A 22,852-nucleotide genomic window follows, 5' to 3' on the forward strand; every position below is an offset into this window, starting at 1 on the left:
GTCAAAACAGTTGTGGTCAGTCAACAGTACACACGGTCGCTGACGATCGAGACGACGGTGGCACTCCCCGAGTCCTCGCTCCGCCGCTCCCTTCCGACGGCTCGCATCGACCGGCAACTGACGAATCACGGCCCGAAACAGGCTGTCTCCGCCCTCGAGGGCGACGGACGACGGGCTGGAACCGACTGCTACCCACACCTCAGATGTCAGTCCCGTGACTAAAACTATCCGCAACTAACTTCCGTTAAAGTCAAACAGTCGGCTCGGGAAGAGGAGCGTATGAGCAGCGAACAGGAAGCGGAGTCGATTCGATGTCTCGTCGCCAAAGTCGGTCTCGACGGCCACGACCGCGGTGCCCACGTCATCGCACGCGCGTTTCGTGACGCCGGCTTCGAGGTCATCTACTCCGGATTGCACAAGTCCCCTGACGAAATCGTCCAGGCAGCGGTGCAAGAAGACGTCGACGTCCTCGGCATCTCTATTCTCTCTGGGGCCCACGACACGCTGGTCCCGAAGATCATGGACGGACTGGAAGAGTACGGCGCCAAAGACGACACGCTCGTTCTCGCGGGCGGGGTCATTCCCGACGAGGACCGCGAAGGACTCATCGAAGAGGGCGTCGCGGCCATTTTCGGCCCCGGGACCTCGGTCGAAGAAACCATCGAATTCGTCCGTGAGAACGCCCCGCAGCGATGAGCATGGACTCGGACGACGAATCGCTGCTCGAGGCGCTGTTAGCGGGGGAACATCGGGCGCTCGCCCGAGTAATCTCGAAGATCGAGAACCGCTCGCCGGGCTACCGGAATCTCGTCTCGGAACTCTACGCGCACACGGGTGACGCAGATGTCATTGGAATTACGGGAAGCCCTGGTGCGGGCAAGTCGACGCTGGTCGATAAACTCGCCGAGGCCTACCGCAACCGCGGCGAGACGGTCGGGATCATCGCGATCGATCCCTCGTCGCCGTTCACGGGCGGGGCCGTTCTCGGCGATCGGATTCGGATGGCGTCCACCGTCGGCGACATGGACGTCTTCGTCCGGTCGATGAGCGCCCGTGGCACCCTCGGGGGGCTCTCGACGGCGACCGCGGACGCCGTCAAGGCGATGGACGCCTTCGGTAAGGACAAGATCATCATCGAAACCGTCGGCGCCGGCCAGAACGAGATCGACATCGTCCGGACCGCCGACAGCGTCGCCGTCCTCGTCCCACCCGGGTCGGGCGACGACATTCAGACGCTGAAAGCGGGCATTCTCGAGATTGCCGATATCTTCGTCGTCAACAAAGCCGACCGAGATGGCGCAGACCGGACCGTCCAGGAACTGCGGGAGATGGTCCACCTCGGCGAGGAAAGCGGGATCACCGGCGGTGGCCATCACGGTGTCGACGCGACGAGCGGCGGTGACGACTGGGGCGAGGCCGACGGGGGGGACGGCTCGGGCGACGGCTGGACCCCACCCATCGTCGAAACGATCGCGACGTCGGGGACCGGCGTCGACGAGTTCATCGATCAACTCGCGACCCACCGTGCGCACCTCGTCGACTCCGGCGCCCTCGCCGAAAAGGTACGCACGCGCTACGCCGAAGAGATCCGAACGCTGCTTCGCGAAGACGTCCACGCGATGCTCGAGGCCGAACTCGCCGAACGCGGCGGGATCGACGACCTCGCCGAAGCCGTCCGCCAGGGCGAGACCGATCCCTATTCCCTCGCGACTGACGTTCTCGAACCCGTCGAGGACTGTCTCGAGGACATAGAAACCGAGACCGGCGCAGTCTCGAAAACCGAGTAGCGTCAGTCCGCCACCGGTCGCGCTGGACCATCGCGTGTGCCCCAGCACATCGATCGTTCGTCGATACGTACGTTGCCCCTCTCTCGTCGGGCGATCGACGCCCCGTTTGTCGCAGGTTCTGACCCTAATCCCGAGGTCTAAGGACGTTGCGGTCCTATACTCACATATGAAAGCCCGAACCGTCCTCGGTGCAGCGCTCGGAACGGTCGGCGGCGCGATCGTCGGCAACCGCCTCCTGAAACGGCGTGCGGGTCAGCTCGAGAATCCGTTACCCGGCATCGAGCGAACGTATCGTTGGCGCGGCATCGAGTCCACGTACACCGTCGCCGGCGATCCGAACGATCCGGAGATGCTCCTGCTGCACGGGATCTACGCCGGTGCGAGCAGCAACGAGTTTGCGCCGCTGTTCGAACAACTGTCCGAGAAGTACCGCGTCTACGCGGTCGATCTCCCCGGGTTCGGCCGCTCCGAACGGCCGCCGCTCGTCTATTCCGCATCTCTCTACGCCGAATTCGTTCGGGACTTCGCAGATCAAATCACGTCGGAGCCGATCGTCGTCGCCAGTTCGTTGACGGGTGCGTTCGCTGCCGAAGCTGCCGACGACATCGACGGACGCCGACTGGTGTTGATCTGTCCGACCGACGAGACGGGCGACGAGCGACCGTGGGTCCGCACCCTCCTGCGAACGCCGATCGTCGGGACGACGCTGTACAACGCGCTCGCGAGCAAACCGGCGATCCGGTACTTCTACGACCGCGACGGCTACTACGACTCGGATCGGATCGATTCGGACGAGGTCCAGTACGCCTGGAACAGCGCCCACCAGCCCGGCGCGCGCTACGCTACCGCCTCGTTCGCCGCCGGCACCCTCGATCCCGACTTCGACCTGGCGACGGAACTGGCCGCCCTCGAGACGCCGACCACCCTGGTCTGGGGTCGGGACGCCGAGCTCGTCCCGCTCCAGGAGGGTCGGGACCTCGCCGAAGCGGCCGATCTCGACCTCGTCGTCATCGACTACGCCACGCAGCTTCCGCACGCTGAACATCCGGACCGGTTCGTCGAGTACCTGAGCGCAGAGTTACCGCGAGTGGATGTCGACGAGTAGCCTGCCGTCCGCCCGACGCATTCGATCGCGCTCACTTCTGAACGGTCTCGAGTACCTTCGGTGAGGCGGTCGCCGATTCCGGCTCGTCGCCCATTCCAGTCGTCACTACGAGGCGCATTCCGCGTCGGACGCTCATGTCGACCTCGTGGACCTGGTCTTCCGGAAGCAACACCAGCCGGCCGGCGGTCGGGTTCGGACTGTTCGGAAGGAATACGTTGTATACATCCTGTCCGGCCACGTTCTCGACCGGTGCCGGGCTCTCGCCCGTGACGAGGCCGATCATGTAGACGCCTTCACGTGGGTACTCGACCAAAACGACGCTCTCGTACCCGGTCTTTCGCTCGACGAGCGAATCCGCGACCTGGCGCACGCTCGAGTAGATCGTGCTCACGAGCGGCACGACGTTGATCAGCCGGCCGATGTTGCCGAACAGTTGCCGGCCGACGCTCAGGCGGGTGAAAAAGCCGAGTATCACGATCGCCGTGAGGATCAGGACGACGGCGAGAAACTCGGCGACGATCTCCACGTTCCCCGTGTACTGTGCGAGTCTCGCGGTGCGGACGACCGGTGTGACGAATTGCAACAACCAGTTGACGAGGAATCGGAGAACGTACAGCGTGACGGCGAGCGGGGCGACCAGTATCAGTCCCGCGACAAAACTTTTCTTGATAGCTGCCGTGAGTTTCATAGCGACTTTGAAATCGCCCGGGTGAAATACCCATCGCCGATGCGACCCGTGATCGTAACCGAATACCTGAGAAAGAAACCGTGAGTGCGAGAGCGTTATGCCGGCCGGAGTCCGAGGACGCGCTCGCCGGTCGTTTCGGAGACCGTGACCTGAATTTCGACGTCGAGGCCCGTTTCGACGGCCGAGAGATCGACGCCCACGACCTGTCCGGTGACGCGAACTGGCCCGAAGTTCGCGATGGCCGTCGCGTACGGCGCGTCTTCCTCGAACGCCGGCGTTGGGACGTGCGTGACGTTGAACGTTTCGATCTCGCCGGTCTCGGGCATCTCGACCTTCGAGAGGTCGAGTGAGCCACAGTCCGGGCAGACCCGACGGGGCGGCAGGGAGCCGTGGCCGTTTTCGCACTCGAGATAGTACGCCCCGTCTTCTTCGGCGGCTTCGAGCCACTCGTCGAAGCCAGCGTCTTCGACGCCGTTAGAGTCGCTCATTAGTCCATCACCTCCAGTACGTGAACCGTCGCACTCGCGACCGTGCCACCCGCGTTGTGGGCGAGGCCGGTCGTCGCGTCGGGGATGTGATCGCTGTTGGGGTGGGTGCCGGCCAGAAGCTTCGTGACTTCGGCGATCTGGGACGCTCCTGTCGCGCCGACGGGGTGTCCCTTCGCTTTCAGCCCGCCCGAGAGATTGATCGGCGTGTCGCCGTCGGCGGTCGTCCGTCCGTCGCGGGCCGCGGAGATACCCTCACCGATCGACTCTATGTCCAGCGCCTCGAGTGCGAGCACTTCGGCGATCGTAAAGCAGTCGTGAACCTCCGCGAGGTCGACGTCGCTCGCGTCGATACCTGCATCAGCGTAAGCTTCCACGCCGGCACGGCGTGCGGCGGGCGAGCGTGCCAGATGCTCGCGGTCGTGCAGCGCCATCCGATCGCCGCCCTGCCCGGTGCCGGTGATCGCGACCGGTGCATCGAGGTCGTGGTCCGCCGCGTACTCCTCGCTGGTGAGGACGAGCGCCGCGGCGCCGTCGGAGATCGGACAGGCGTCGTAGAGACCGAGTGGTTCCGAAACCGGTGGCGCCTCGAGAACGTCCGACACTTCAATCGCGCGCTGATACTGGGCCTTGTCGTTGGTGAGCGCGTTCGCGTGGTTCTTGACGGCCACGTGGGCGAGGTCTTCGTGCTCGCCGCCGAACTCGTCGAAGTAGGCCTGTGCCATCAGCGCGTACGCGCCGGGGAACGTCATCCCGGCCCGCACCTCCCAGAGGTCGTCCGCGGCGATTGCGAGCGCCTCGGTCGCGCCCGCGGTGCCGAGGTTGTTCATCCGCTCTGCACCACCGACGAGGAGAACGTCGTTCTCGCCAGTACGGATCCGTTTGACGGCCTCTCGAACCGCGGTGCCAGCCGAGGCACACGCGGATTCGTAACGCGTCGCGGGAGCTCGGACGCCCGCCGCTTCGGCCATCAGCGGCCCCTGATGTCCCTGGTGCTCGGAGAGTTCACCCATGAAGTTCCCGTAGAGGACGGCCTCGACGTCGTCGCGTGGAACGGCACTGTCCTCGAAGGCAACGACACTGGCTTCGGCGAAGAGGTCCCGACTGGTCCGTTCGGGCTTGTTCCCGAACGGCGTGAGCCCTGTGCCTGCGACTCGTACGTTACTCATGTACATTCGCCTAGTAGACGAGACCGTTAATACTCCGCGGTTACGAACTCCATTCTACACTAATTTATACTCCTTGTTTCGCGGCACGTATCGGTTTCCGTGACGACCGAGCGGGAGCGTCCGCGAGTCGACGTCCGCGGGAAGACGGCCGTTTGTAACCGGGATCATATATACTTCCGCGCCCCACACGAGGATATGACAGCCGTTCCGTTCGATCTGGATCTGTTGACGGAACTGACAGAGGTGGGCGGGGTCCCCGGATACGAGGATCGCGTTCGCGATATCGTCGTCAGGGAACTCGAGGAGACCGTCGACCGCGTTCGGACGGATGAGATGGGTAACGTCGTCGGAACGATCGAGGGAGAAAGCGACTATTCGGTCGCCGTTGCCGCCCACATGGACGAAATCGGGTTCATGGTCAAACACGTTCGCGGCGACGAGGGTGGCTTCGGGTTCGTCGAACTCGACGCCCTCGGCAGTTGGGATGCACGGGTCCTCAAGGCCCAGCGAGTAACGATACACGCGACCGACGAAGATATCCCGGCCATCATCGGCTCACCACCGCCACACACGCTGGACGAGGACGACCGCGACGAGACGCCGGAAGTCGAAGACGTCGTCGTCGACCCAGGCCTCCCCTTCGACGCACTCGAGGAGCGCGTCTCCCTCGGTGACATGGTCACGATGGCCCAGACCACCGAACGCGTCGGTGAGACGATAACCGGGAAAGCCCTGGACGATCGCGTCTGCCTGTTCGCGATGCTCGAGGCCGCCCGCCGCGTGACCGATCCCGCAGCGACGATTCACTTTTGTGCCACCGTCCAGGAGGAAGTCGGGCTTCGCGGGGCGCACGCCCTCGGCGTCGACATCGACCCCGACCTCGCACTCGCAGTGGACGTCACCGTCGCGAACGACATTCCCGGGTTCGAGGACGGCGAATACGTCACCGAACTCGGCGACGGCACGGCGATCAAGCTCAAGGACTCGAGCGTCATCACGAACCCGAAGCTCCACGGTCGCCTTCGGTCGATCGCCGAGGACGAGGAAATCGACTACCAGCTCGAGATCCTCCCGTCGGGCGGCACCGACACCGCGGGCTTCCAGAAAGCCGCCGGCGCGAAACCCGTCGGTGCAATATCCATTCCAACGCGGTATCTCCACACCGTCACGGAGACCGCACACGTCGACGATATCGGGGCGACGATCGACCTGCTCGAGGCCTATCTCGCGGCCGAGGACGGGACTGAAGACTATTCCTTGTAAACTATCGTTCGGTCGCAGATCGAACGCCGAACGGCCACAGCCGCTCAGAATGCTAGCGCGTCGACGAGGATCGCGACCAGTACTGCACCGAGGAAGGCATTCGAGGCGTGGAACGACCGGAACGCGGCCATTTCGGTCTGTTCGAAGTGGAGTCGAACGGCGGTCCAGAGAAAGATTCCCCCGAAGAGAACGACCGTTCCGGCGTACAGGATGCCGAGTTCGGTGATCCACGCCAGTGCAATCGTGCTCACGAGCGTCGCGGCGATGTAGTAGAGGATGTGTTTCCGGGTGACTGTCTCGCCGCGGACGACCGGCATCATGGGGAAGCCGCCGCGGGCGTAATCCTCGCCGTAAGCCAGCGCAAGATTGTAGAAGTGCGCTGGTGTCCACAGGAAGATGACTCCCGCGAGCGCGAGTCCCGGCCACCCAATCTCGTTCGTGACCGCAGCCCAGCCGATGAGCGCCGGGAGCGCGCCCGCCGCCCCGCCGATGACCGTGTTCTGGACGGTGTTCGGCTTGAGGAGGAGCGTGTAAACGACGCTATAGAACAGGATCGCCGCCAGTCCCAGCGCCGCGGCCAGGCGGTTGATCGTCAGGAACGCGGTCAGCGACGCCGCGGTCAGCGCGACTCCGAACGCAAGCGCGTTCCGGACCGGAATCAGGTCCACCGCTAGCGGTCGATCGGCGGTGCGGGACATCTTCTGGTCGACGTCGCGCTCGAGGACGTGGTTGAACGTTCCGCTCGCGCCGATCGCGAGGACGCCGCCACCGAGCGTCGCGACGATGGTGGAAATCTCGAGACTGGGTCCGGCGGCAAGTGCCATTCCCGCGGCGGCGACGAGACAGAGCAGCCACATCAGCCGCGGTTTCATCATCTGGAAGTATGCGAAAACGGTCAGCCTGGCCCGGCGCAGTCGGCTCGACGGGAGCGTCCGTTCGGTCGCGGTCGGGACGTCGGTTTCGAGCGGTTCCGGCGAGTCGATGGCGTCGTCCTCGTTGCCGGTCGCGAGTTCGAGGTCCCAGGCGAGTGCGAGTACGATCGCCGTGAAGATGACGAGTCCAAGCGCGAGGTGCAATCCGGGGAGAATCGCAGCGGAGCCGATCGTGGCAGTGACGGCCCCGACACCGATCTGGACCACGTAGAGAACGGCTGCGATGGCGAGGACCGTCCGAACGCGACTCGACGCGTCACCGAGAATTCCGGCAATTGCCGACCCAGCGACGAGCAGGCCGACCACGACAGCCGTGAGCCGGTGGGCCCACGCAATCGCGAGTTCGGTCTGGTTCAACGGGTCCACGGGTGTGTGACAGGTGGGCCACGTCGAACACGACGCGGCCGCGTTCGTCAGCGAGGTCGTCGCGCCGACGATCAATAGTAGATAGACGCCCAACGCGGTCGCTGCGAGCAGTGCGGAGAACTGTCGGCGCGTGCCGATCGGGCGGGGAAAGGATTCGGTTGCCACGGCTAGTCTCGTCTACACCCTTCGACTCCGCGTATTTATGATTCCCGCTTCTTCCCGCTTTCTCGGACTTTTAGCTGTAATTGAGGACGCTAACCCCCCTTCTGCTCACGGCGACGCCGTTCGCATGGTCAGCGGGACCGACGGTCCCGCGCTATCCTCAGCGAGCGAAGCGAGCAGAGAGGGGAGACAGCGCCTGCACGTCTTGGTTTCGTGTGAATCGGCACCCTTATTATCTCTTCGGTCGAAGGTGAGAATAAGATGCTCACCACGTTTCCGGCGGTGTTCAAACGTGACAACAAGCATGCATCGTCGGTTGTGGCCGAGTGTCGATTCGGGAGGAGCGGGACACTCCGAACCGCCCGTAACGGGAAGCCGCCTGCGGAGTCTGGAACCGTCCGCAGAACGCCGTTGGCGTTCTGCCGGGCCGCACGAGACGCTCCGCGTCTTGTGGACGCTGTGGGATCTGTTCCTGCACGTTCCGACACAGAAACAGGACGCTCCGTCCGCAACAAGCAAGGGCCGGGGAGGCCCGAGCGCGGGAGGGCGGAGTAGTTCACTCGGAAGAAAACGCTACTCGAGGGGCAACAATACCCCCGGCAGTGGTCTCGAATTTCGGCTTCCATCCTCGCCGCTGAATAACCGATCGCGCACGCACGAGGGTGACAGGATGAATGCCGTAGCGAATCGAAACACGACTCGAGAGACACGATCAGGATGCTCCTCGAGTGCACGGCGAACAACCACACGGTGTCTGGCGGTCACTACTCATGTTACTGGGTTTCTTCCACCACCTCTCACATTTTTGCCGATCGGATTCACAGGTACCGCCATCACGATACCCTCGTCTTCGTCGTTGGTGCCGATAATCTGGTGCGCTCCGCCCATAATAAACGCAGCAAACCGAAGAGCAATTGTCCTAGTCCGCGTACCCGTTCACGTGCCCGACGAGACGCATGGCCCAGCGTCTGCAGTCGACGACCCTGCTCCAGCGGCCGCAGTTGCGAACCCCGCGTTCGACGTACACGGCGACGAACCGCCCGCTCGCTGTCCGTACTGCGACCGACCGTTTCGGCGGGACCGATACGAATCGCTCCACCGCGGCCTCGCACACCCCGAGCGACTCTCCGTTCGGGAGCGCGCCGCGTTCGATCGCGCTCGCGACGAGGAAAATCCGGCGGTTCGCCGCGTCCGACTCCACGCGATCGGCGTCCTCGTTCTCCTGTACTTCGGGCTGTTGATCCTCGCAGCGTTCGTCGTCTGAGACGGAGCACTGTCGAGAAACCCTCCGGCAGATAGACGGCCTGGCTTCCCACCACCGGACGGTTCCGCGTCGGCGACGAACCCGAATCGCTCACCGACTCCCGATCCCGATTCGAGATTGGACGTGTGCTCGAAAACGGAAGCGACGGTCCGATCCAGGTGAACGCGGCTTCGACCGCGTCCGCCTCATCTGTCTCTCGAACTCGTATTTAAGTTACTCAATATGAATTGCACCCTGAACACCGTCGGTGAATCTGTCGGAGAGGCCTACCGTATCGACGGTTCAGGCCGCCAGCGCGTGCAGTTCGAGTTCCCGGCCTTCCAGCGGTTCGTCTCGGCCGGCGATACCCTCTCGTTACGACTCAGCCTCGAGAGTCCCCTCTTCAAGGAATCGAATCGATCCGACAGTGTGACGGTCGTGCCATCCAGGTCCGAAATCCGTCTGCCTCAACGCCCACAGTAACCGACCCTCGTTCACTACGGTGACAGAAGACGACCGATAATTTTCAGCCCGCATCGGGAATCTCGCCAGCAGCCTCCGGGCGACCAATCGCCGGCTCCCGGGTCGTGGTACGTGTCACAGTCACATCCCCATGTCCTCGGCCGCGTCCGGGACCGGCAACTCGTGGGGTGAAACGCCGAGCAGTTCCCCCGCGTGATCGAGTGCCATATCGAACCCGTAATAGCGCTCGAGTTCGTCACCTGCGGTCGTTCGTCGAACTTTCAACATCGCGTAGCCCTCGATGTTCTGGGCGATCGCTGCAGTCCCGCCTGGTCCACGCTCGTCTCCGCCGTCGCGTTCGAACGCGAGGATTCGCTCCGTTTCGGTTTCGGTGTAGGTAGCCGTGACGCCGTTGGCTTCGGCCGCCCGCTCGTCTGTCATGGTCGGTACTCGTGGGTCAATCACCGGGAACCTGTCGGTTCCGATCGAATCGGCCGCCGGACGGCGAACATCGACACCGATTTTTTGGTCGCCTTCGAGGTGCACCCGTGAGCCGTTCGGACCTCGCTCCGTCTCGTCCGCCGCTCGCGACGTTTCATCTCACGCGCGCGGTCGCTGCCCAGTGGCTCGTCGTTTCCGCCGTGGGGTTTTTCGGCTTCGCGTACTGTTTCGGGCACGTCCTCGCCGTAGTTCGCGGTGTCGCTCTCGAGCCGATCGTGATCGAAGCGACCCTTCGGCCCACGATCCCCGGGTGGTTGGCCGTATCACTGGGATTGCTCGTCTGCGTCGTCGTTCCACACGAACTGCTCCACGGCGGCGTCCTGGCATATTACGGCGGTTCGGCGGGGTACGGCATCGGCGTCTCGCACTTCCTGTTACCTTACGCCTACGCCGAAACCGACGGCACGAAATATACTCGGAATCAACTCCTCGTGGCGCTGTTGGCGCCCTTCGTCGGACTGACGGCGTTCGGACTCGCCGTAATGGTCGTCATCCCGTCTCCGCTGCTCGTCGTTCCGCTGGCGGCGAACGCGGCCGGTTCGATCGGCGACCTCTGGATGGCCGCCGTCCTCTGTCAGTACCCCGCCGACGTTCGCGTGGGCGGACTCCCCGACGCCGACGGCCGCGGATTCGGTATTTACGGTTCGAGGCGCCGCACGACCGCCCGAATTCCGGGCACGTCACTCCTGTCACGATTCGTCACCGGCAGCGTTGGGACGCTCGCTGCGGTCGCGACGTACGCGCTCATCGCCGTATTACTTTCGCTCGCGTTCGGCACTGGCGATGTCGTCCTCGGCGACCCGGATGCAGGGTGGCTTCTCTTCCGCCACGTCCGGCGGGCAGACGGTAGTGCGATCCTCGAGGTCGGCGACGGCCCGCTGCTCGGCGTGGCCGCCGTCGGCGGGGTGGCGTGGGCGCTGATCGCGTCCGTCCGCAGGCGCTTCGTGCGTGGATAGGGGAGCCTCCGAATACCGCGAGACACGACCGGCGGATTCGCAAACCGTAACGTTCGAGCGTGCGCCCCACCGAGGCCGTGGTATGGCCAAGTGGCTCCAGAGCGGTCGCCGCCGAGACGTCTGTTTTCTGCTCGCAGCCGCTGCGGACGGTGAACTGCGCGGCCAGCAACTGAAATCCCGTCTCGAGTCCCACTACGACGACCGAATCGAACCGAAGGCGTTCTACGGCTCGCTCTCCGCGCTGGTCGACGCCGGTTTCGTCGAGAAACGGACGGCGGGTCTTCACGACGTGTACGCGCTGACTGAATCCGGCGAACGGCGAGTGCGAGACCACTACGCGTGGGTTCGGAACTGCGTGGAAGACTAGCCCACTTCGAAAGCGGTCGATCGTGGCTCGAGTAACCGGTCGAGATTCGGGTCAACGATCGTGGCTCGAGCGATTACTCGAGCAACTGATCACCGATCGTATTCCGTAGCACTTCGCTGGTCCCTTCGTAGATCTCGTTGAGCTTGGCGTCGCGGTAGAATCGTTGTGCGGCGAAATCCTTGGTATAGCCGTAGCCGCCGTGGATCTGGATTCCTTCGTTCGCGACCTCGCGGCTCACTTCCGACGCGTAAAGCTTCGCCTGGGATGCGTCCTTGATGTAGTTCTCGCCGCGGATTTTTTTGTCGGCGGCTTTGTGCATGAGCATCCGAGCGGCCTGAATCTTGGTGTCCATGTCCGCCAGTTTGTGCTTGATCGACTGAAATTCGCCGATCGGCTGGCCGAACTGCTCGCGCTCGGTTGCGTAGTCACGCGCCTCGTCGAAGGCCGCGCGAGCGATTCCGACGCCTCGTGCGGCGATAGTGATCCGGCCGCCGTTTAACGTCTTCAGCGCGTGGACGAACCCCTCGCCCTCGTCGCCGAGCCGGCGGCTCTCGGGAATGCGGAGGTCGTCGAAGCGAAGCTCGGCAGTCGGACAGCCCTTGTCGCCGAGTTTCTCTTCCGTGCCCTCGACGATGAAGCCGTCGTCCTCCTCGGGTCTGACGACGAACGACGAGATGCCCGTATTGCCCGCATCGGGATCGGTCTTCGCGAAGACCGTAACCGTGTCGGCGACCGAGCCGTTCGAAATCCAGAGTTTACCGCCGTTGATGACGTACTCGTCGCCCGCTTTTTCCGCAGTGGTTTCCATCGCGGGTACGTCGCTTCCCGCTCCCGCCTCTGAGAGCGCGAACGCCCCGACGTCCTCACCCGCCGCCAGCGGCGTCAGGTATTCCTCTCTCTGAGAGTCGTCGCCGAACTCGTAGAGCATGTTCCCGGCCAGCGAGGTATGGGCGGCCACGATCGTCCCCAGTCCGCCGGACCCGCGGGAGATTTCCTCGAGTCCGATCGCATACGAGTGGTAATCCAGCCCGGCACCGCCGTATTCCTCGGGGAACGGCATTCCCATCAGTCCGAGCTCGGCCATTTCGTCGACGAGATCCCGGGGAAACTCGTCGTCGTGGTCGATCACGTCGGCGACGGGGACGACCTCCTCGTCGACGAATTCCGACACCATGTCCCGAATCTGTTGCTGCTCGGCCGAGAGTGCAAAGTCCATGGTCGATGATTTGGGACCTCGCTTCTTTATTGTTCTTCTTTCGCTGATCCAGTTCGAAAACCACTCGAGAAAACGATGTGAGACCCGTGAGAGGAACTCGTACGATGCTCGATCGAACGGACGGCGAATCGGGGAGACGCCTCAGGCAGCTACGACTCGTCGACGAGCTGAAACGCACGGACGACGAGGTACAGCAGGACGATTCCGGTGCCGACCGCGAGGACGAACTGAGCGGCGATCGAGAGCATCGCTCCGAATATGGGGACGAACCCGAGGAGCTGACCCAGGAGGAATTGCAAGAGGAGCGGGACGAGCGCGAGCGCGCCGACGACTGCGACGAGTTTCGCGAGTGGAATCGACTCTTCGAGCAGTTGGTCGGTATCGAGTTCTCCGGACTGCGGATCGAAGAACGGTCTCGAAGGCGGCATTTCCTACGTGTCACTCTGCCATAATAATAGGTCTTCGGGATGTACGGCGAACTGCCGGTGAAATAGCTATCTGACGATCGCTCGTCTTCGTCCGATGAGCAGACCGCCGGTGAATCAGTGGGAACGCGAACGAACTGGCCTCGATGTTGGCCCGCCGATACTGGTCGGTGCGCCGATACTAGGCGGTATCCGTACTCCATTCGCCCGGGGTCAAAACGGAGCCCTCAAACCGCTCGTTTTCGAAGGGAGACACAGTGGTTGTCGCTCTCATCGAACCGTTGCCCGCTGACCCATTCGCCGTGATGAACACGGTCGGACTGGTCGCATTCGCCCTGGTCGGTTCGACCAAGGCGATCCGCGAGGAGTTTGACGTCTTCGGAATCGCGGTCGTCGGACTCGTCACGGCGTTCGCAGGTGGGGTGACACGAGACCTTCTCGTCGACCGCGTCCCGCTGGCGCTCACCTCGTTCGGCGAGATCGGTCTCGGGATACTCGGCGTCGCCCTCGCGATCGGCCTGCATAGCGCACTCGAGTCACCGGATGGCCATCCGATCACGCTCCTCTCAGATGCCGTCGGACTCGCCGCGTTCGCGACGGCCGGAGCCATCGTCGCGACGGAGGCCGGCGTCTCCAGTTTCGGCGTCGTCGCGATCGCGACGATCAACGCGGTCGGCGGTGGTGCGGTCGCGGATATCCTTCTGGACCGAGCGCCGTTCATCCTGTTCGACGACTTCTACGCGAGTTGTGCGGTCGCCGGCGGGAGCGTCTACGTGATCGTGGGAGGTATTGGTGGGATGGAAAGCACCGCCGCGGCGGTGTGCGCCGCGGTGACGGTGGGAACGCGACTGACGGCGGTCACCTACGGCTGGAGCCTCCCGGCGGCACAGATGCTCGGATTCGTTCGGGACGAGCCCCGCGATAGCCAGTAGCGCGTCAAATCGGGGCCAGCCGCTAGTTCGTCACACCAACGGCCAAATGGGCGTTCGTTCCCGAGATCACGCGCGGGTCCGTCTGATCGAGATTCTCGAGCAGGTCCGGACGGCCGACCGAGCGTTGCCCGACCCGGTGACGCTCGAACCGTCGATCAGCACCGTCAGCGAGGCGATCGAGGCGTACGACCGAATCGATGGTGGCGGCGCTCCGACCGCCACTGTCGATCGGTAACGGAAACCGGGTCAGCGCCGAGGCGGCCGATGTATCGGCGATATGGGGATCGTCTTCTTCGGTTCGATCCGGTTCCCGTCCGAACAGGTCGTTCCGACAGTTCCCGTGGTGGCACGATTCCCGCCCGGTTCCACTGCTGGGCAAAATCGACGGTTCTCCCGTCACCGCCGCGAGTCGTCACCGCGTCGACGTCTTACTAGTATCGTTACTGTAGGCGGTAGAATTAACTCGAAGAGGCTGTAACGGGCGGTCTGCGCCCACGACCGAGCGGAAGATCACGCCGAGACCGCGGCGTTTTTCCCGGATGGTAACCAAACTAACTCGAGTAGATGACCACGGGCCAGCCCGAACCCTCCACCGACGCCGACCTCGAGTGGTGTTACAACGCGGTTCACGGCGTTTCGCGGACTTTTTCGATCACGATCGATCGGCTCGAAGAGCCGATGGCGAGACACATCTGTCTCGGCTACCTACTTTGTAGAATAGCTGATACGATAGAGGACGCGGGACACATCCCACCGGAAACGCAGACCGAACTGCTCGCGGAATACGATCGATTGCTCGATCCGAACGCGGACGGCTCCGTCTCGGCGTTCATGGACGACGTTGAGCCGTGGATTCCGGACGACTGCACCGATGACTGGGAGGTCGTCGCCGAGACACCGCGCGTGCTCCAGACGTTCGAATCACTCGACGAAGAACCTCGCGAGATAATGCGCGATCCAATCCGCGAACTCGTCGATGGGATGGCGATGTTCACCGATCGGTACGCCACCGAAGGCGGACTGCGCCTCCAGACCGTCGAGGAACTCGAGGAGTACTGCTGGTACGCAGCAGGCACGGTCGGCACCCTGATAACCGGGCTGGTCGCCCGCGGGACCTCCCGCGAGCGAGCCGAGGAGATGCGCCAGAACGCGCGCTCGTTCGCGCTCTTGCTCCAGTTGGTCAACATCGCGAAGGACGTCGAATCCGACTACCACGACGAGAACAACGTTTATCTGCCCGCCGAGTGGCTCGCCGCGGAGGACGTTGATATCGAGTCCGTCACCGACGAGGCCCATCATGGTGGCGTCACCAACGTCGTCAAGCGCGTCACCGGCCGCGCAGAACGCTACCTCGACGATGCCCAGCGCTACCTCGAAGTCGTCCCGGAACACCACGGCAATCGACTGTCGGCGTGGGCAATCCCCTATCTACTCGCGGTTGGCACCCTCCGAGAACTTCGTGAACGACCCGAAGACGTCGTTCGCGAGGGAGACGTCAAGGTGTCCCGGGCGGAAGTGTACGCCCTCCTTCAGCAGTTCGAGGAGGGCGTCCCCCGCTCGCGCCTGGACGAACTCCGCAACAAGATGTCGAAGCAGCCACTTCATCAGTGAGCGGCCGCCGCTGAAACGGCGAGATACTGTCTCGTCGTGTACTGTATCGAAAGTCGAGCGACCGAACGACGCTCCTCAATCGCCGGACCGGGCTGGTTCCAGTTCGATCGCATCCCCATATGAACAAATTTCTACCATCTTCGCGGTCCGTCGGTCGATGTCTCGGAGAATCGCTGTCGTCGTCTCGAAGATTCGCAGTTGCAGTCGCAGTTTCGAAGGACTTCCAGCCCTCATCACGAGAACCCGCAATTACTGTCTCGAGGGCCCGGTCGAACGGCGGACGGCACAACACAGATACGAGAGACCTGATACGGTGTGAGAAATCGCCACTGGTCTCGGACGTCCTCGAACGTACCGCTGGCCCGTCAGTCGTGAACGTACCCGATTCCACGTCCACGAGCATCGATGGCGTTCGCGAGCGCGCTCGAGTCGCACTCGAACGACAATTCGGTATCGACCGGCGCGCTAGCGGCTTTTCGAATCGCACTCGGGGATATCGAACGGTCGTGTTTGAACGACCAGAACGTTGAATTACAGCCGGTTCCAACTATCGGCTAACCGATGAGCGATGCCACCGTGGACGACAATCCGGTCATCCTCTTCGACGGCGTTTGCAACCTCTGTAACGGGTTCGTCCAGTTCATCCTCCCGCGTGATACGGATGGGATCTTTCGCTTCGCGTCACTCCAGTCTGACGTCGGGAGGGAACTACTGGCCGAACACGGATTGCCGACCGACGAACTCGAGTCGCTCGTCCTGATCGAGGGCGACGATAGCTACGTCAAGTCCGATGCGGTCATCAGAATCGCCCGACTCCTCGGCGGGATGTATTCGTTGCTCGGCCCGTTCAGGCTCGTCCCGAAAGCGATCAGGGACAGGGCGTACGATTTCGTCGCCGCCCGCCGCTACCGCTGGTTCGGAAAGAACGACCAGTGTGCGATGCCGCCGCGGGATGTCGACGCCGGCGCCCGCTTCCTCGAGTAAGCGTCGGGGGTCGGTCTCGCACGAGTCGTCGCGATCAGGAGAGCGATAGCCCGCGAATCTCGACCGAGTCCCCGTCGGCGACGTGACCGATAACCCGTCCGTCGGTGGCGGCGACGAGGTCCGCGGCCTGATCCTCGGAGAGCGAGACGACGAACCCGGTCCCCATATTGAACGTTCGGTGCATCTCTTCGTCCGTCACGTTCCCTTCCTCCTGTACGAACTCGAAGATCGGCTGTACCGGCAGCGGATCGTCGATCACGTACTCGCACTCGCCCATCCGCAGCAGGTTCGTCCAGCCGCCACCCGTCACGTGCGCCGCCGCGCGGACGCCGTGATCGTGCATCGGCTCGAGCAGGTCCGTATAGATCCGGGTCGGTCGAAGCAGTTCCTCGGCAATCGTCACCTCCGGGTCGAGCGGGAACGCGTCGGTGTAGTCGTGGGTGCGCGTCACCGCCTCGCGGGCGAGGGTCAATCCGTTCGAGTGGATCCCGTTCGACGGGAATCCCACGAGCACGTCACCGACTCGTGCGTCACCATCGAAGACGTCATCCGGTTCGGCGAGACCAGCGCAGGTGCCCGCGAGGTCGAATCCGGTTACCACCTCGGGCATCACCGCGGTCTCGCCGCCGAGCATCGTGAGATCGGCCTGCTCTAAGCCGACCGCGAGGCCTTCCCCGATCTGGTTCGTCAGTTCCTCGTCGGGTTCGTCGATCGCGAGATAGTCGACGAACGCGACCGGTTCGACGCCCGCAGCGACGAGGTCGTTAACGTTCATCGCGATGCAGTCGATGCCGATCGTCGAGAAATCGGCGATTGCCTCCGCGATGAGGAGTTTCGTCCCGACGCCGTCGGTCGCCAGCGCGAGATACCGGTCGCCGATGTCGATCAGTCCGGCGTACTCGGTCCGCAGACCGCTTCCGAAGGCCTCGAGCAGGGCCGCGGTCGCGTCCTCGCTGGCCTCGATGTCGACGCCGGTTTCGGCGTAGGTGAGCCGTTCCTCGTCTGCGTCGTCCGTCTCGGTCATACTCGAACCACCTCCCGGGCCGAGCAAAAGACCACCGGTCCGGCGGACGTCGACGTCGCAGTGACGGTCCCTGAAACAGATCGTCAGAACGGCGTGACGCGGACGAACGCGGCGTCGGATTCCGAATCGGGACGAAGGTGGTATTAGAATAATCCGACGCGGAAGATCACGAATCCGGCGAGCACCACGCTCGGGGTGAACACCAAGACGAAGACCCCTTTGTGCCACTGGAGGACGGATTTCCCGTCGAGCGGGCCGAACGGAATCATGTTGAACGCGGCGAGAAAGAGGTTGATCCAGATTCCCATCTGACCGACGATTCCGAGAATACCAGGAAATATCATCAGCGGGAGGAAGAGAAGCGCGAGGAGGAGGTTCGTGACTGGCCCCGCGAGGGCGATCAACCCGTTTTCGCGTTGCGTGATCTGGCCGCGGTGGTAGACGGCACCCGGTGCGGCGAAGAGGAAGCCGACGAGAGCGCCCATCACCGCCAGAAAGAGCATTTGATAGTCCGCGCGAAACTCCGCGAGCTGGCCGTGTTCGATCGCGACGACCTTGTGCGCGAGTTCGTGCAGGAGGAATCCCACCCCCACGGTCACGAAACTCAGACCGACCATGATCGCGAACGATCCGAGACTGGCCCTCCCCGTGTGGACCGGGGCCAGTATCAGCGCGAATGCGACGCTGAGTGTGACCCATGCGACCGCGAGGTCGCGCAGTTCCCTGTCGCTGAACGTCAGTTCGGGACTGGTGTTCCGCTCGGTGCGATGGCTCATCAGAGAAGCCCCCGAATCAGCTCGAGGCTGTTTTGTGCCCCCTGCAGGAGCTGCCCCATCAGGGCGTCGACACCACCGATTTCGGGAGCAAGCCACGGAAGGACCACGAACGGAAACAGTGCCGTCGCGATCATGCTTCCGATATTCGTGAGCGCGACGATCATGATGAGCCGGAACAGCGGGACGGCGAACATCGCCTGGATCGCCTCGCCGATCGGCCGTTCGGTGTCGTCGACGATTTCGTTCAACGTCTGGATGTCGCGGACGTTGACCGGCCGGTATTTGAGTTCGATGTAGCCGGCGAACCAGCCGGGTGCGAGCAGCGGGTTGATGCTCGTCAACCAGGCCACTGCCCCACCGATGCCTGCGCTGGCCCAACGTGCGCCGGCCAGCCGCGCCAGCGTGAACGCGAAAATGCCGTTGAACAGGAACCAGGCGACGAACAGCTTCAGCAGAAACGCGTTCCTGACTCCCGCCATGATCAACAGGAAGAAAAAGCCGAGGAAACCGACCATAATCAGGTAGCCGACGATTTTCACCGGCGAGAAGCGACTGCTCGAGGCGGTGCCGGACAGTGACTCGATCGATGGAATGTCTCCTGGGTTCCCCAGGTGGCGTTCGATGCCGGCTCTGTGTCCGGCACCGACGACGGCGAGGACGTCGTAGCCCTGTTCGCGGAGTTCGTTGAGGTTGTGCGCGATGTAGGCGTCGCGCTCGTCGATCAGTGCGTTCGCACCGCGGGGGCTGAACTGGCGAAATTCCTCCATCATGGCGCTGACGACGTCGCCGTCCGTGAGTTCCTCGATATCGATCTCGTCGATCTCCTCGACGTCGCCGCCGAGCGCGTCGAGAACTACCCCGAGGGCAGCGCCGACGCTGACCCCGACGCCGAGCCCGGCGAGTATCCCGGCGGTTCCGCGAATCGCGTGGATGCCCACGTTCTCGACGGTCGCCGCCGAGAACGGCCCCACGAACGTCCCGGTCGCGACCAGTGTGAGGCTGCCGAGGCTGCCGAGGAGGACGCCTGCGAGGATGCGCATCGAGAACCCAGAGAGGTAGCCGTCGGCGTACTGTCTGGTCGACTCGAGAGACGGGAGGAAAATGAGCCCGGCGACTGCGCCGAGGAGGGCACCGATCGCACCGCCTCCGACGTATCGTAACGTCGGGGGGGTGACGGTGCCGACTAACAGGAGATCACCGAATCCGAACAGCGGAGCGAGAAACACGGCCACGAGGAGGCCGAGGACTATCCCACCGATCGCGCCGAAGGTGAGCCCGATCGTCCGGGGATCAGTGATACCGAGTGCCAGCCCCCCGATCATTTTTAGTTTCTCGGTGAACGACAGCCGACTCCAGAACCGCTGGATCGTTACCTGAATGTCTCGGTCGACCAGGGCGACGCCGCATCCCGTTTCTTCGGCGGCCTCGATGCCGGCGCGCATGTCCGCACCAGGCTCGATATCAAACTGCTCGCCCAGTCGCGACTGTACGTACGACAGCATCCAGTAGGCGAGAAACTGAAAGACGGTGTTGCCCGAGAGGAGATCCTCTGCTTCGATGTCGTCTGGTGTGCCGCCTTGCATCTGGCGGTAGCGTCCCTCGTCGAGTTCGACGGCGACGATATCCGGTTCCTCGCGCTCGATCGTGTCCCGAACTTCGTTCACGCTCGCTTGCGAGACGTGTGCCGTCCCCAGCACCTCGACAGAGCCGCGGTCACGGTCGGGCGGCGCTGGCGGCTCCGGCACGTCGGCCTCGCCTGCATCGCTCATTACTGTCCTGAACTCGGTGGCGACTTTTACCAGTGTCGGACCGCGAGTAGTAGGGACTCGTCTGGGGGTCGGCGCGATGGCAATCGAACTCGCCGATCCCCTTTCTGCGGGGACGAGGGCGGGGGGATGTCTGCCATGCGGTTTGCAGGGGAGACCTGCGTCACCGCTCGAGTCGCCGGAAGCAATAATACGAAAACGCGACGGCGGTTGCGGTAGTGACCAGGGCCGGCACGACGAGAACGTATACGGCGTACTCGTCGAACAGGAGTCCGACCACTGCGACGACCGCGGTGAGCTTGAACAGGCGACCCGTGAGGTCGTGCGTCCGGTCCCATACCGTGTCGCTGCTGAGCGTCCACGGCGTCCGGATTCCGACGAACCAGTTTGACTTGGCGCGGGGGAGGAGGGTACCGACGGCGTAGAACAGGCCGGCGACCGCCCCAAGGATGAGACGCACCACGTCGAACTCGTAGCCCAGGTTGAACGCGATGATGCCGGCGTGGACGATGGCCATGAATCCGGCGAAGACGACTACGAACCAGTCGTAGGCCGGCCGAAACGCCGCGACGTTCTCCGAACGAGGATGGATTCGCGGGATCAGGGCAAAGACGGTCATCACGACGGCCGAGAGTGCGGAAACGAGCGTGAGCGCCAGCGACTTCGACATGGTGTCCCGTCCGGGTCGCCGACCGCGTTCCAGTGGGTGACCAGCCGGTCCGGGAGCGCCGGCGCCGCCACGAGGCTCGTCGCACCCGTGTGGACGACGAGCCCGGCCGCTACCGCGAATCGGTGACTAACGCTCATATAGAATGTGATGAGTGCGGCACGGATCAAATCGGTGGTTCGGGGATCGACGGAACCTGAGGGTTCAGAGACCGATGGAATTTGGGGGGTCGAGGACCGATGGACGCGAAAAGTCCGGGAAAGCACGTGATTCGCTTGCAGCACCGATTGCGGGCCCGAGGTGGTGCTTACTCTCTGTCGATATCTGACGATCCGGGGGTGCGGCCTCTGACGTCTTCGATGGCACCTTCGACCGTTCCGCGCGTTTCGGCGACCGTCGCGCCGACCAGTCCGCCGATCGCTCCCCCTGTACTCGCAGCGTTTCGGCTGAACAGTCCACCGATCGCCGCGCCGATTGCTGCGCCTATCGCAGCGTACCGTGCACGGAGCAATATCTGTTTGATTCGTTCTTTCATGTGTTGTTACTCGTGACAGTGACGGATAAATATGACTCTCGGGTACAGACGCTGAGAGACGAATCGAACGGAGGACCGCCGCTCGCTGGACGAACGGTCGCCGAACGTTCAAAGAAGCGTGTCGACCGCCGCCAGGGATTCGAGAACGTGATCGGGCTCGACGTCGCTCGATGCGAGGGCCGTACGATCGGTGACGCCGGTGAGGACGAGGGCCGTTTCCATACCGGCCCGGTTTCCGAGCACGATATCGGTGTCGAGGCGGTCGCCGACGACGAGGGTTTTCCCGGGATCGGTTTCCAGCCTGTCCATCGCTGCCGCCGCCGCGGCTGCGGACGGTTTGCCGAGGATTGCGTCCGGTTCCCGGCCAGCAACGGCCTCCATCGCGGCGAGGATTGCACCGGAGCCCGGAATCTCTCCCTCGTCGATTGGAATCGTCGCGTCGGGATCGGTGCCGTAGAAGGGGACGTCTTCCTCGAGCGCCCGCAAGGCCTCCCAGAGCGTTCCAAACGAGAAGTGTTTGTCGAACGACCCGAGAACGACCTCGGCCGCGTCCGGGTCGGTCGTCAATTCGACGGCAGCGTCCTCGAGAATTGCCTCGAGGCGGTCCCCGCCGACCAGAAAGACCCGCTCTCCGTCGTGGGTCGCTGCGAGATAGTCGGCGGAAACGGTCGCGGATGTGAGGACGGTGGTCGGATCGACGTCGATCCCGTAGGGCGCGAATTTCTCGCGGTAGTGGTTGCTCCCGCGCGTCGGATTGTTCGAGAAGAGCAAGCGGGAACAACCCGCCGCCTCGAGCGTCTGCAGAGCGTCGGTCGCGCCCGGGAGCAACGATTCGCCTCGGACGATCGTTCCGTCGACGTCGAGGATCACCGCCTCGTAGTCAGTCATTGGAAGACCGTACGGTCGGCCGGCGATTGAGTGTTGGGATCGGCGTCGGATCCGCCGGGAAAACTCCATACGGCTGTCAACCGTAGGGTGTGATATGACGCTCGACGTCGAGATTCCCGAACCGCCGACGCTCCGCGGGCCGCAGGACCCCGGCGACTACGATGCCGTCTCAGAACCCGATGCGCGGACAGGTGACGACGCTCGACGGCAAGAGCTGGCGGGCTTTCTGGACAGCGGCGCCTGGGAGGACGCCTTCGACGATTGGGCCGCAGAGACGTACATGACTGAAGCGGAGTTTCGAATCGTCCGCGAGCTTGGCCTGCTGGACGAACTCGATTTTTACTGGAACCCGTCGGCGGACGACGTCGGCTACCTCGTCCCGGCGATTCCGGACGACCGGCTGGAAGGTCGCGACGATATCGACGCTGACGATCTCGAAGAGGAATTGGACGCCCTCGCCAGGACGGTCAGCGAAGTGCTGGAAACCGACTACATCCACCGAGACGGCGAGGAGTTCGGCTATACCTGGGAATAGCGGCCGG

At 63.5% G+C, this 22,852-nt stretch carries 25 protein-coding genes and 1 pseudogene; 13 read left to right on the plus strand and 13 right to left on the minus strand.

Annotated elements, in window-relative coordinates:
* Positions 1 to 12: 12 nt before the first annotated feature.
* From NJU76_RS12770 to NJU76_RS12785, 4 genes are all read left to right on the plus strand, one after another.
* Positions 13 to 222 carry a hypothetical protein gene (locus tag NJU76_RS12770; RefSeq protein WP_254529179.1) on the plus strand — a complete coding sequence of 70 codons (210 nt, stop codon included), beginning with the start codon at positions 13 to 15 and terminating at the stop codon, positions 220 to 222.
* A 57-nt stretch (positions 223 to 279) separates the two neighbouring features.
* Positions 280 to 696 (plus strand): cobalamin B12-binding domain-containing protein, encoded by a 417-nt coding sequence (locus NJU76_RS12775; protein WP_254529181.1) that lies wholly within the window; start codon positions 280 to 282, stop codon positions 694 to 696.
* Between the two features lie 2 nt (positions 697 to 698).
* Positions 699 to 1,787, plus strand: coding sequence for a methylmalonyl Co-A mutase-associated GTPase MeaB (gene meaB, locus NJU76_RS12780; protein WP_254532466.1), 1,089 nt, complete (start codon positions 699 to 701; stop codon positions 1,785 to 1,787).
* A gap of 166 nt (positions 1,788 to 1,953) precedes the next feature.
* A complete protein-coding gene (locus tag NJU76_RS12785) occupies positions 1,954 to 2,892 on the plus strand; it encodes an alpha/beta fold hydrolase (protein WP_254529184.1) in 939 nt (312 codons plus the stop codon).
* 31 nt (positions 2,893 to 2,923) lie between these two features.
* Here the strand turns inward: NJU76_RS12785 and NJU76_RS12790 are convergent, their stop codons facing one another.
* From NJU76_RS12790 to NJU76_RS12800, 3 genes are all read right to left on the minus strand, one after another.
* Positions 2,924 to 3,580 (minus strand): DUF502 domain-containing protein, encoded by a 657-nt coding sequence (locus NJU76_RS12790; protein WP_254529186.1) that lies wholly within the window; start codon positions 3,578 to 3,580, stop codon positions 2,924 to 2,926.
* Between the two features lie 95 nt (positions 3,581 to 3,675).
* The gene (locus tag NJU76_RS12795) at positions 3,676 to 4,068 is read right to left on the minus strand and encodes a Zn-ribbon domain-containing OB-fold protein (protein WP_254529194.1); all 393 of its coding nucleotides are present in this window, start codon (positions 4,066 to 4,068) and stop codon (positions 3,676 to 3,678) included.
* Positions 4,068 to 5,234, minus strand: a complete 1,167-nt coding sequence (locus tag NJU76_RS12800; protein WP_254529197.1) for a thiolase C-terminal domain-containing protein — start codon at positions 5,232 to 5,234, stop codon at positions 4,068 to 4,070. Before NJU76_RS12800 ends, NJU76_RS12795 begins: the two co-directional genes overlap by 1 nt.
* Positions 5,235 to 5,429: 195 nt before the next feature.
* On the opposite strand from NJU76_RS12800, the gene NJU76_RS12805 reads away from it, so the two are divergent.
* Positions 5,430 to 6,497 (plus strand): M42 family metallopeptidase, encoded by a 1,068-nt coding sequence (locus NJU76_RS12805; RefSeq protein WP_254529199.1) that lies wholly within the window; start codon positions 5,430 to 5,432, stop codon positions 6,495 to 6,497.
* A gap of 44 nt (positions 6,498 to 6,541) precedes the next feature.
* Here the strand turns inward: NJU76_RS12805 and NJU76_RS12810 are convergent, their stop codons facing one another.
* Positions 6,542 to 7,960, minus strand: coding sequence for a heme o synthase (locus NJU76_RS12810; protein ID WP_254529202.1), 1,419 nt, complete (start codon positions 7,958 to 7,960; stop codon positions 6,542 to 6,544).
* Positions 7,961 to 8,897: 937 nt separating this feature from the next.
* Between NJU76_RS12810 and NJU76_RS12815 the strand changes: the two genes are divergently transcribed.
* The gene (locus tag NJU76_RS12815) at positions 8,898 to 9,221 is read left to right on the plus strand and encodes a DUF7410 domain-containing protein (protein ID WP_254529204.1); all 324 of its coding nucleotides are present in this window, start codon (positions 8,898 to 8,900) and stop codon (positions 9,219 to 9,221) included.
* A gap of 582 nt (positions 9,222 to 9,803) precedes the next feature.
* Here NJU76_RS12815 and NJU76_RS12820 read toward each other — a convergent pair.
* A complete protein-coding gene (locus tag NJU76_RS12820) occupies positions 9,804 to 10,103 on the minus strand; it encodes a DUF7111 family protein (protein ID WP_254529206.1) in 300 nt (99 codons plus the stop codon).
* A gap of 107 nt (positions 10,104 to 10,210) precedes the next feature.
* Here NJU76_RS12820 and NJU76_RS12825 point away from each other — a divergent pair, with 107 nt between their 5' ends.
* Positions 10,211 to 11,119: a DUF3267 domain-containing protein gene (locus tag NJU76_RS12825; RefSeq protein WP_254529208.1), complete on the plus strand. Its 909-nt coding sequence runs from the start codon at positions 10,211 to 10,213 to the stop codon at positions 11,117 to 11,119.
* A gap of 82 nt (positions 11,120 to 11,201) precedes the next feature.
* On the plus strand, positions 11,202 to 11,486 hold the full coding sequence (locus NJU76_RS12830; protein WP_254529212.1) for a PadR family transcriptional regulator: 285 nt from the start codon (positions 11,202 to 11,204) through the stop codon (positions 11,484 to 11,486).
* A 73-nt stretch (positions 11,487 to 11,559) separates the two neighbouring features.
* Here the strand turns inward: NJU76_RS12830 and NJU76_RS12835 are convergent, their stop codons facing one another.
* Both NJU76_RS12835 and NJU76_RS12840 read right to left on the minus strand, forming a co-directional pair.
* On the minus strand, positions 11,560 to 12,702 hold the full coding sequence (locus NJU76_RS12835; RefSeq protein WP_254529213.1) for an acyl-CoA dehydrogenase: 1,143 nt from the start codon (positions 12,700 to 12,702) through the stop codon (positions 11,560 to 11,562).
* A 149-nt stretch (positions 12,703 to 12,851) separates the two neighbouring features.
* On the minus strand, positions 12,852 to 13,130 hold the full coding sequence (locus tag NJU76_RS12840) for a hypothetical protein (protein WP_254529216.1): 279 nt from the start codon (positions 13,128 to 13,130) through the stop codon (positions 12,852 to 12,854).
* A 302-nt stretch (positions 13,131 to 13,432) separates the two neighbouring features.
* On the opposite strand from NJU76_RS12840, the gene NJU76_RS12845 reads away from it, so the two are divergent.
* The 4 genes from NJU76_RS12845 (at position 13,433) to NJU76_RS12860 (ending at position 16,654) form a co-directional block, all read left to right on the plus strand.
* Entirely contained in the window at positions 13,433 to 14,059 is a 627-nt protein-coding gene (locus NJU76_RS12845; RefSeq protein ID WP_254532467.1) for a trimeric intracellular cation channel family protein, read from the plus strand.
* A 46-nt stretch (positions 14,060 to 14,105) separates the two neighbouring features.
* Entirely contained in the window at positions 14,106 to 14,294 is a 189-nt protein-coding gene (locus tag NJU76_RS12850) for a hypothetical protein (RefSeq protein WP_254529218.1), read from the plus strand.
* Between the two features lie 329 nt (positions 14,295 to 14,623).
* Positions 14,624 to 15,670 (plus strand): phytoene/squalene synthase family protein, encoded by a 1,047-nt coding sequence (locus NJU76_RS12855; protein ID WP_254529220.1) that lies wholly within the window; start codon positions 14,624 to 14,626, stop codon positions 15,668 to 15,670.
* Positions 15,671 to 16,231: 561 nt separating this feature from the next.
* On the plus strand, positions 16,232 to 16,654 hold the full coding sequence (locus NJU76_RS12860) for a thiol-disulfide oxidoreductase DCC family protein (RefSeq protein ID WP_254529223.1): 423 nt from the start codon (positions 16,232 to 16,234) through the stop codon (positions 16,652 to 16,654).
* A gap of 34 nt (positions 16,655 to 16,688) precedes the next feature.
* On the opposite strand, the gene purM is transcribed toward NJU76_RS12860, so the two are convergent.
* From purM to NJU76_RS12895, 6 genes and pseudogenes are all read right to left on the minus strand, one after another.
* Entirely contained in the window at positions 16,689 to 17,678 is a 990-nt protein-coding gene (gene purM / locus NJU76_RS12865; protein WP_254529230.1) for a phosphoribosylformylglycinamidine cyclo-ligase, read from the minus strand.
* Positions 17,679 to 17,821: 143 nt separating this feature from the next.
* The gene (locus NJU76_RS12870; protein ID WP_254529233.1) at positions 17,822 to 18,454 is read right to left on the minus strand and encodes a metalloprotease; all 633 of its coding nucleotides are present in this window, start codon (positions 18,452 to 18,454) and stop codon (positions 17,822 to 17,824) included.
* On the minus strand, positions 18,454 to 20,223 hold the full coding sequence (locus tag NJU76_RS12875) for a TraB/GumN family protein (RefSeq protein ID WP_254529236.1): 1,770 nt from the start codon (positions 20,221 to 20,223) through the stop codon (positions 18,454 to 18,456). Before NJU76_RS12875 ends, NJU76_RS12870 begins: the two co-directional genes overlap by 1 nt.
* 160 nt (positions 20,224 to 20,383) lie before the next feature.
* Positions 20,384 to 21,027, minus strand: a pseudogene (locus tag NJU76_RS12880) (SdpI family protein).
* A gap of 167 nt (positions 21,028 to 21,194) precedes the next feature.
* A complete protein-coding gene (locus NJU76_RS12890) occupies positions 21,195 to 21,422 on the minus strand; it encodes a hypothetical protein (protein WP_254529242.1) in 228 nt (75 codons plus the stop codon).
* Positions 21,423 to 21,530: 108 nt separating this feature from the next.
* The gene (locus NJU76_RS12895) at positions 21,531 to 22,310 is read right to left on the minus strand and encodes an HAD-IIA family hydrolase (protein WP_254529245.1); all 780 of its coding nucleotides are present in this window, start codon (positions 22,308 to 22,310) and stop codon (positions 21,531 to 21,533) included.
* A gap of 94 nt (positions 22,311 to 22,404) precedes the next feature.
* On the opposite strand from NJU76_RS12895, the gene NJU76_RS12900 reads away from it, so the two are divergent.
* Positions 22,405 to 22,845, plus strand: a complete 441-nt coding sequence (locus NJU76_RS12900) for a DUF7992 family protein (protein ID WP_254529249.1) — start codon at positions 22,405 to 22,407, stop codon at positions 22,843 to 22,845.
* Positions 22,846 to 22,852: the final 7 nt, after the last annotated feature.

Source organism: Natrinema gelatinilyticum (assembly GCF_024266705.1).
In the GTDB taxonomy this organism is placed as follows: Archaea; Halobacteriota; Halobacteria; order Halobacteriales; family Natrialbaceae; genus Natrinema; species Natrinema gelatinilyticum.

Coding starts and splice junctions, on each gene's coding strand:
- NJU76_RS12775 (WP_254529181.1), top strand. CDS start 280: ATGAGCAGCGAACAGGAAGCGGAGTCGATTCGATGTCTCGTCGCCAAA.
- meaB (WP_254532466.1), top strand. CDS start 699: ATGGACTCGGACGACGAATCGCTGCTCGAGGCGCTGTTAGCGGGGGAA.
- NJU76_RS12785 (WP_254529184.1), top strand. CDS start 1,954: ATGAAAGCCCGAACCGTCCTCGGTGCAGCGCTCGGAACGGTCGGCGGC.
- NJU76_RS12790 (WP_254529186.1), bottom strand. CDS start 3,580: ATGAAACTCACGGCAGCTATCAAGAAAAGTTTTGTCGCGGGACTGATA.
- NJU76_RS12795 (WP_254529194.1), bottom strand. CDS start 4,068: ATGAGCGACTCTAACGGCGTCGAAGACGCTGGCTTCGACGAGTGGCTC.
- NJU76_RS12800 (WP_254529197.1), bottom strand. CDS start 5,234: ATGAGTAACGTACGAGTCGCAGGCACAGGGCTCACGCCGTTCGGGAAC.
- NJU76_RS12805 (WP_254529199.1), top strand. CDS start 5,430: ATGACAGCCGTTCCGTTCGATCTGGATCTGTTGACGGAACTGACAGAG.
- NJU76_RS12820 (WP_254529206.1), bottom strand. CDS start 10,103: ATGACAGACGAGCGGGCGGCCGAAGCCAACGGCGTCACGGCTACCTAC.
- NJU76_RS12830 (WP_254529212.1), top strand. CDS start 11,202: ATGGCCAAGTGGCTCCAGAGCGGTCGCCGCCGAGACGTCTGTTTTCTG.
- NJU76_RS12835 (WP_254529213.1), bottom strand. CDS start 12,702: ATGGACTTTGCACTCTCGGCCGAGCAGCAACAGATTCGGGACATGGTG.
- NJU76_RS12840 (WP_254529216.1), bottom strand. CDS start 13,130: ATGCCGCCTTCGAGACCGTTCTTCGATCCGCAGTCCGGAGAACTCGAT.
- NJU76_RS12845 (WP_254532467.1), top strand. CDS start 13,433: ATGAACACGGTCGGACTGGTCGCATTCGCCCTGGTCGGTTCGACCAAG.
- NJU76_RS12850 (WP_254529218.1), top strand. CDS start 14,106: ATGGGCGTTCGTTCCCGAGATCACGCGCGGGTCCGTCTGATCGAGATT.
- NJU76_RS12855 (WP_254529220.1), top strand. CDS start 14,624: ATGACCACGGGCCAGCCCGAACCCTCCACCGACGCCGACCTCGAGTGG.
- NJU76_RS12860 (WP_254529223.1), top strand. CDS start 16,232: ATGAGCGATGCCACCGTGGACGACAATCCGGTCATCCTCTTCGACGGC.
- purM (WP_254529230.1), bottom strand. CDS start 17,678: ATGACCGAGACGGACGACGCAGACGAGGAACGGCTCACCTACGCCGAA.
- NJU76_RS12870 (WP_254529233.1), bottom strand. CDS start 18,454: ATGAGCCATCGCACCGAGCGGAACACCAGTCCCGAACTGACGTTCAGC.
- NJU76_RS12875 (WP_254529236.1), bottom strand. CDS start 20,223: ATGAGCGATGCAGGCGAGGCCGACGTGCCGGAGCCGCCAGCGCCGCCC.
- NJU76_RS12890 (WP_254529242.1), bottom strand. CDS start 21,422: ATGAAAGAACGAATCAAACAGATATTGCTCCGTGCACGGTACGCTGCG.
- NJU76_RS12895 (WP_254529245.1), bottom strand. CDS start 22,310: ATGACTGACTACGAGGCGGTGATCCTCGACGTCGACGGAACGATCGTC.
- NJU76_RS12900 (WP_254529249.1), top strand. CDS start 22,405: ATGACGCTCGACGTCGAGATTCCCGAACCGCCGACGCTCCGCGGGCCG.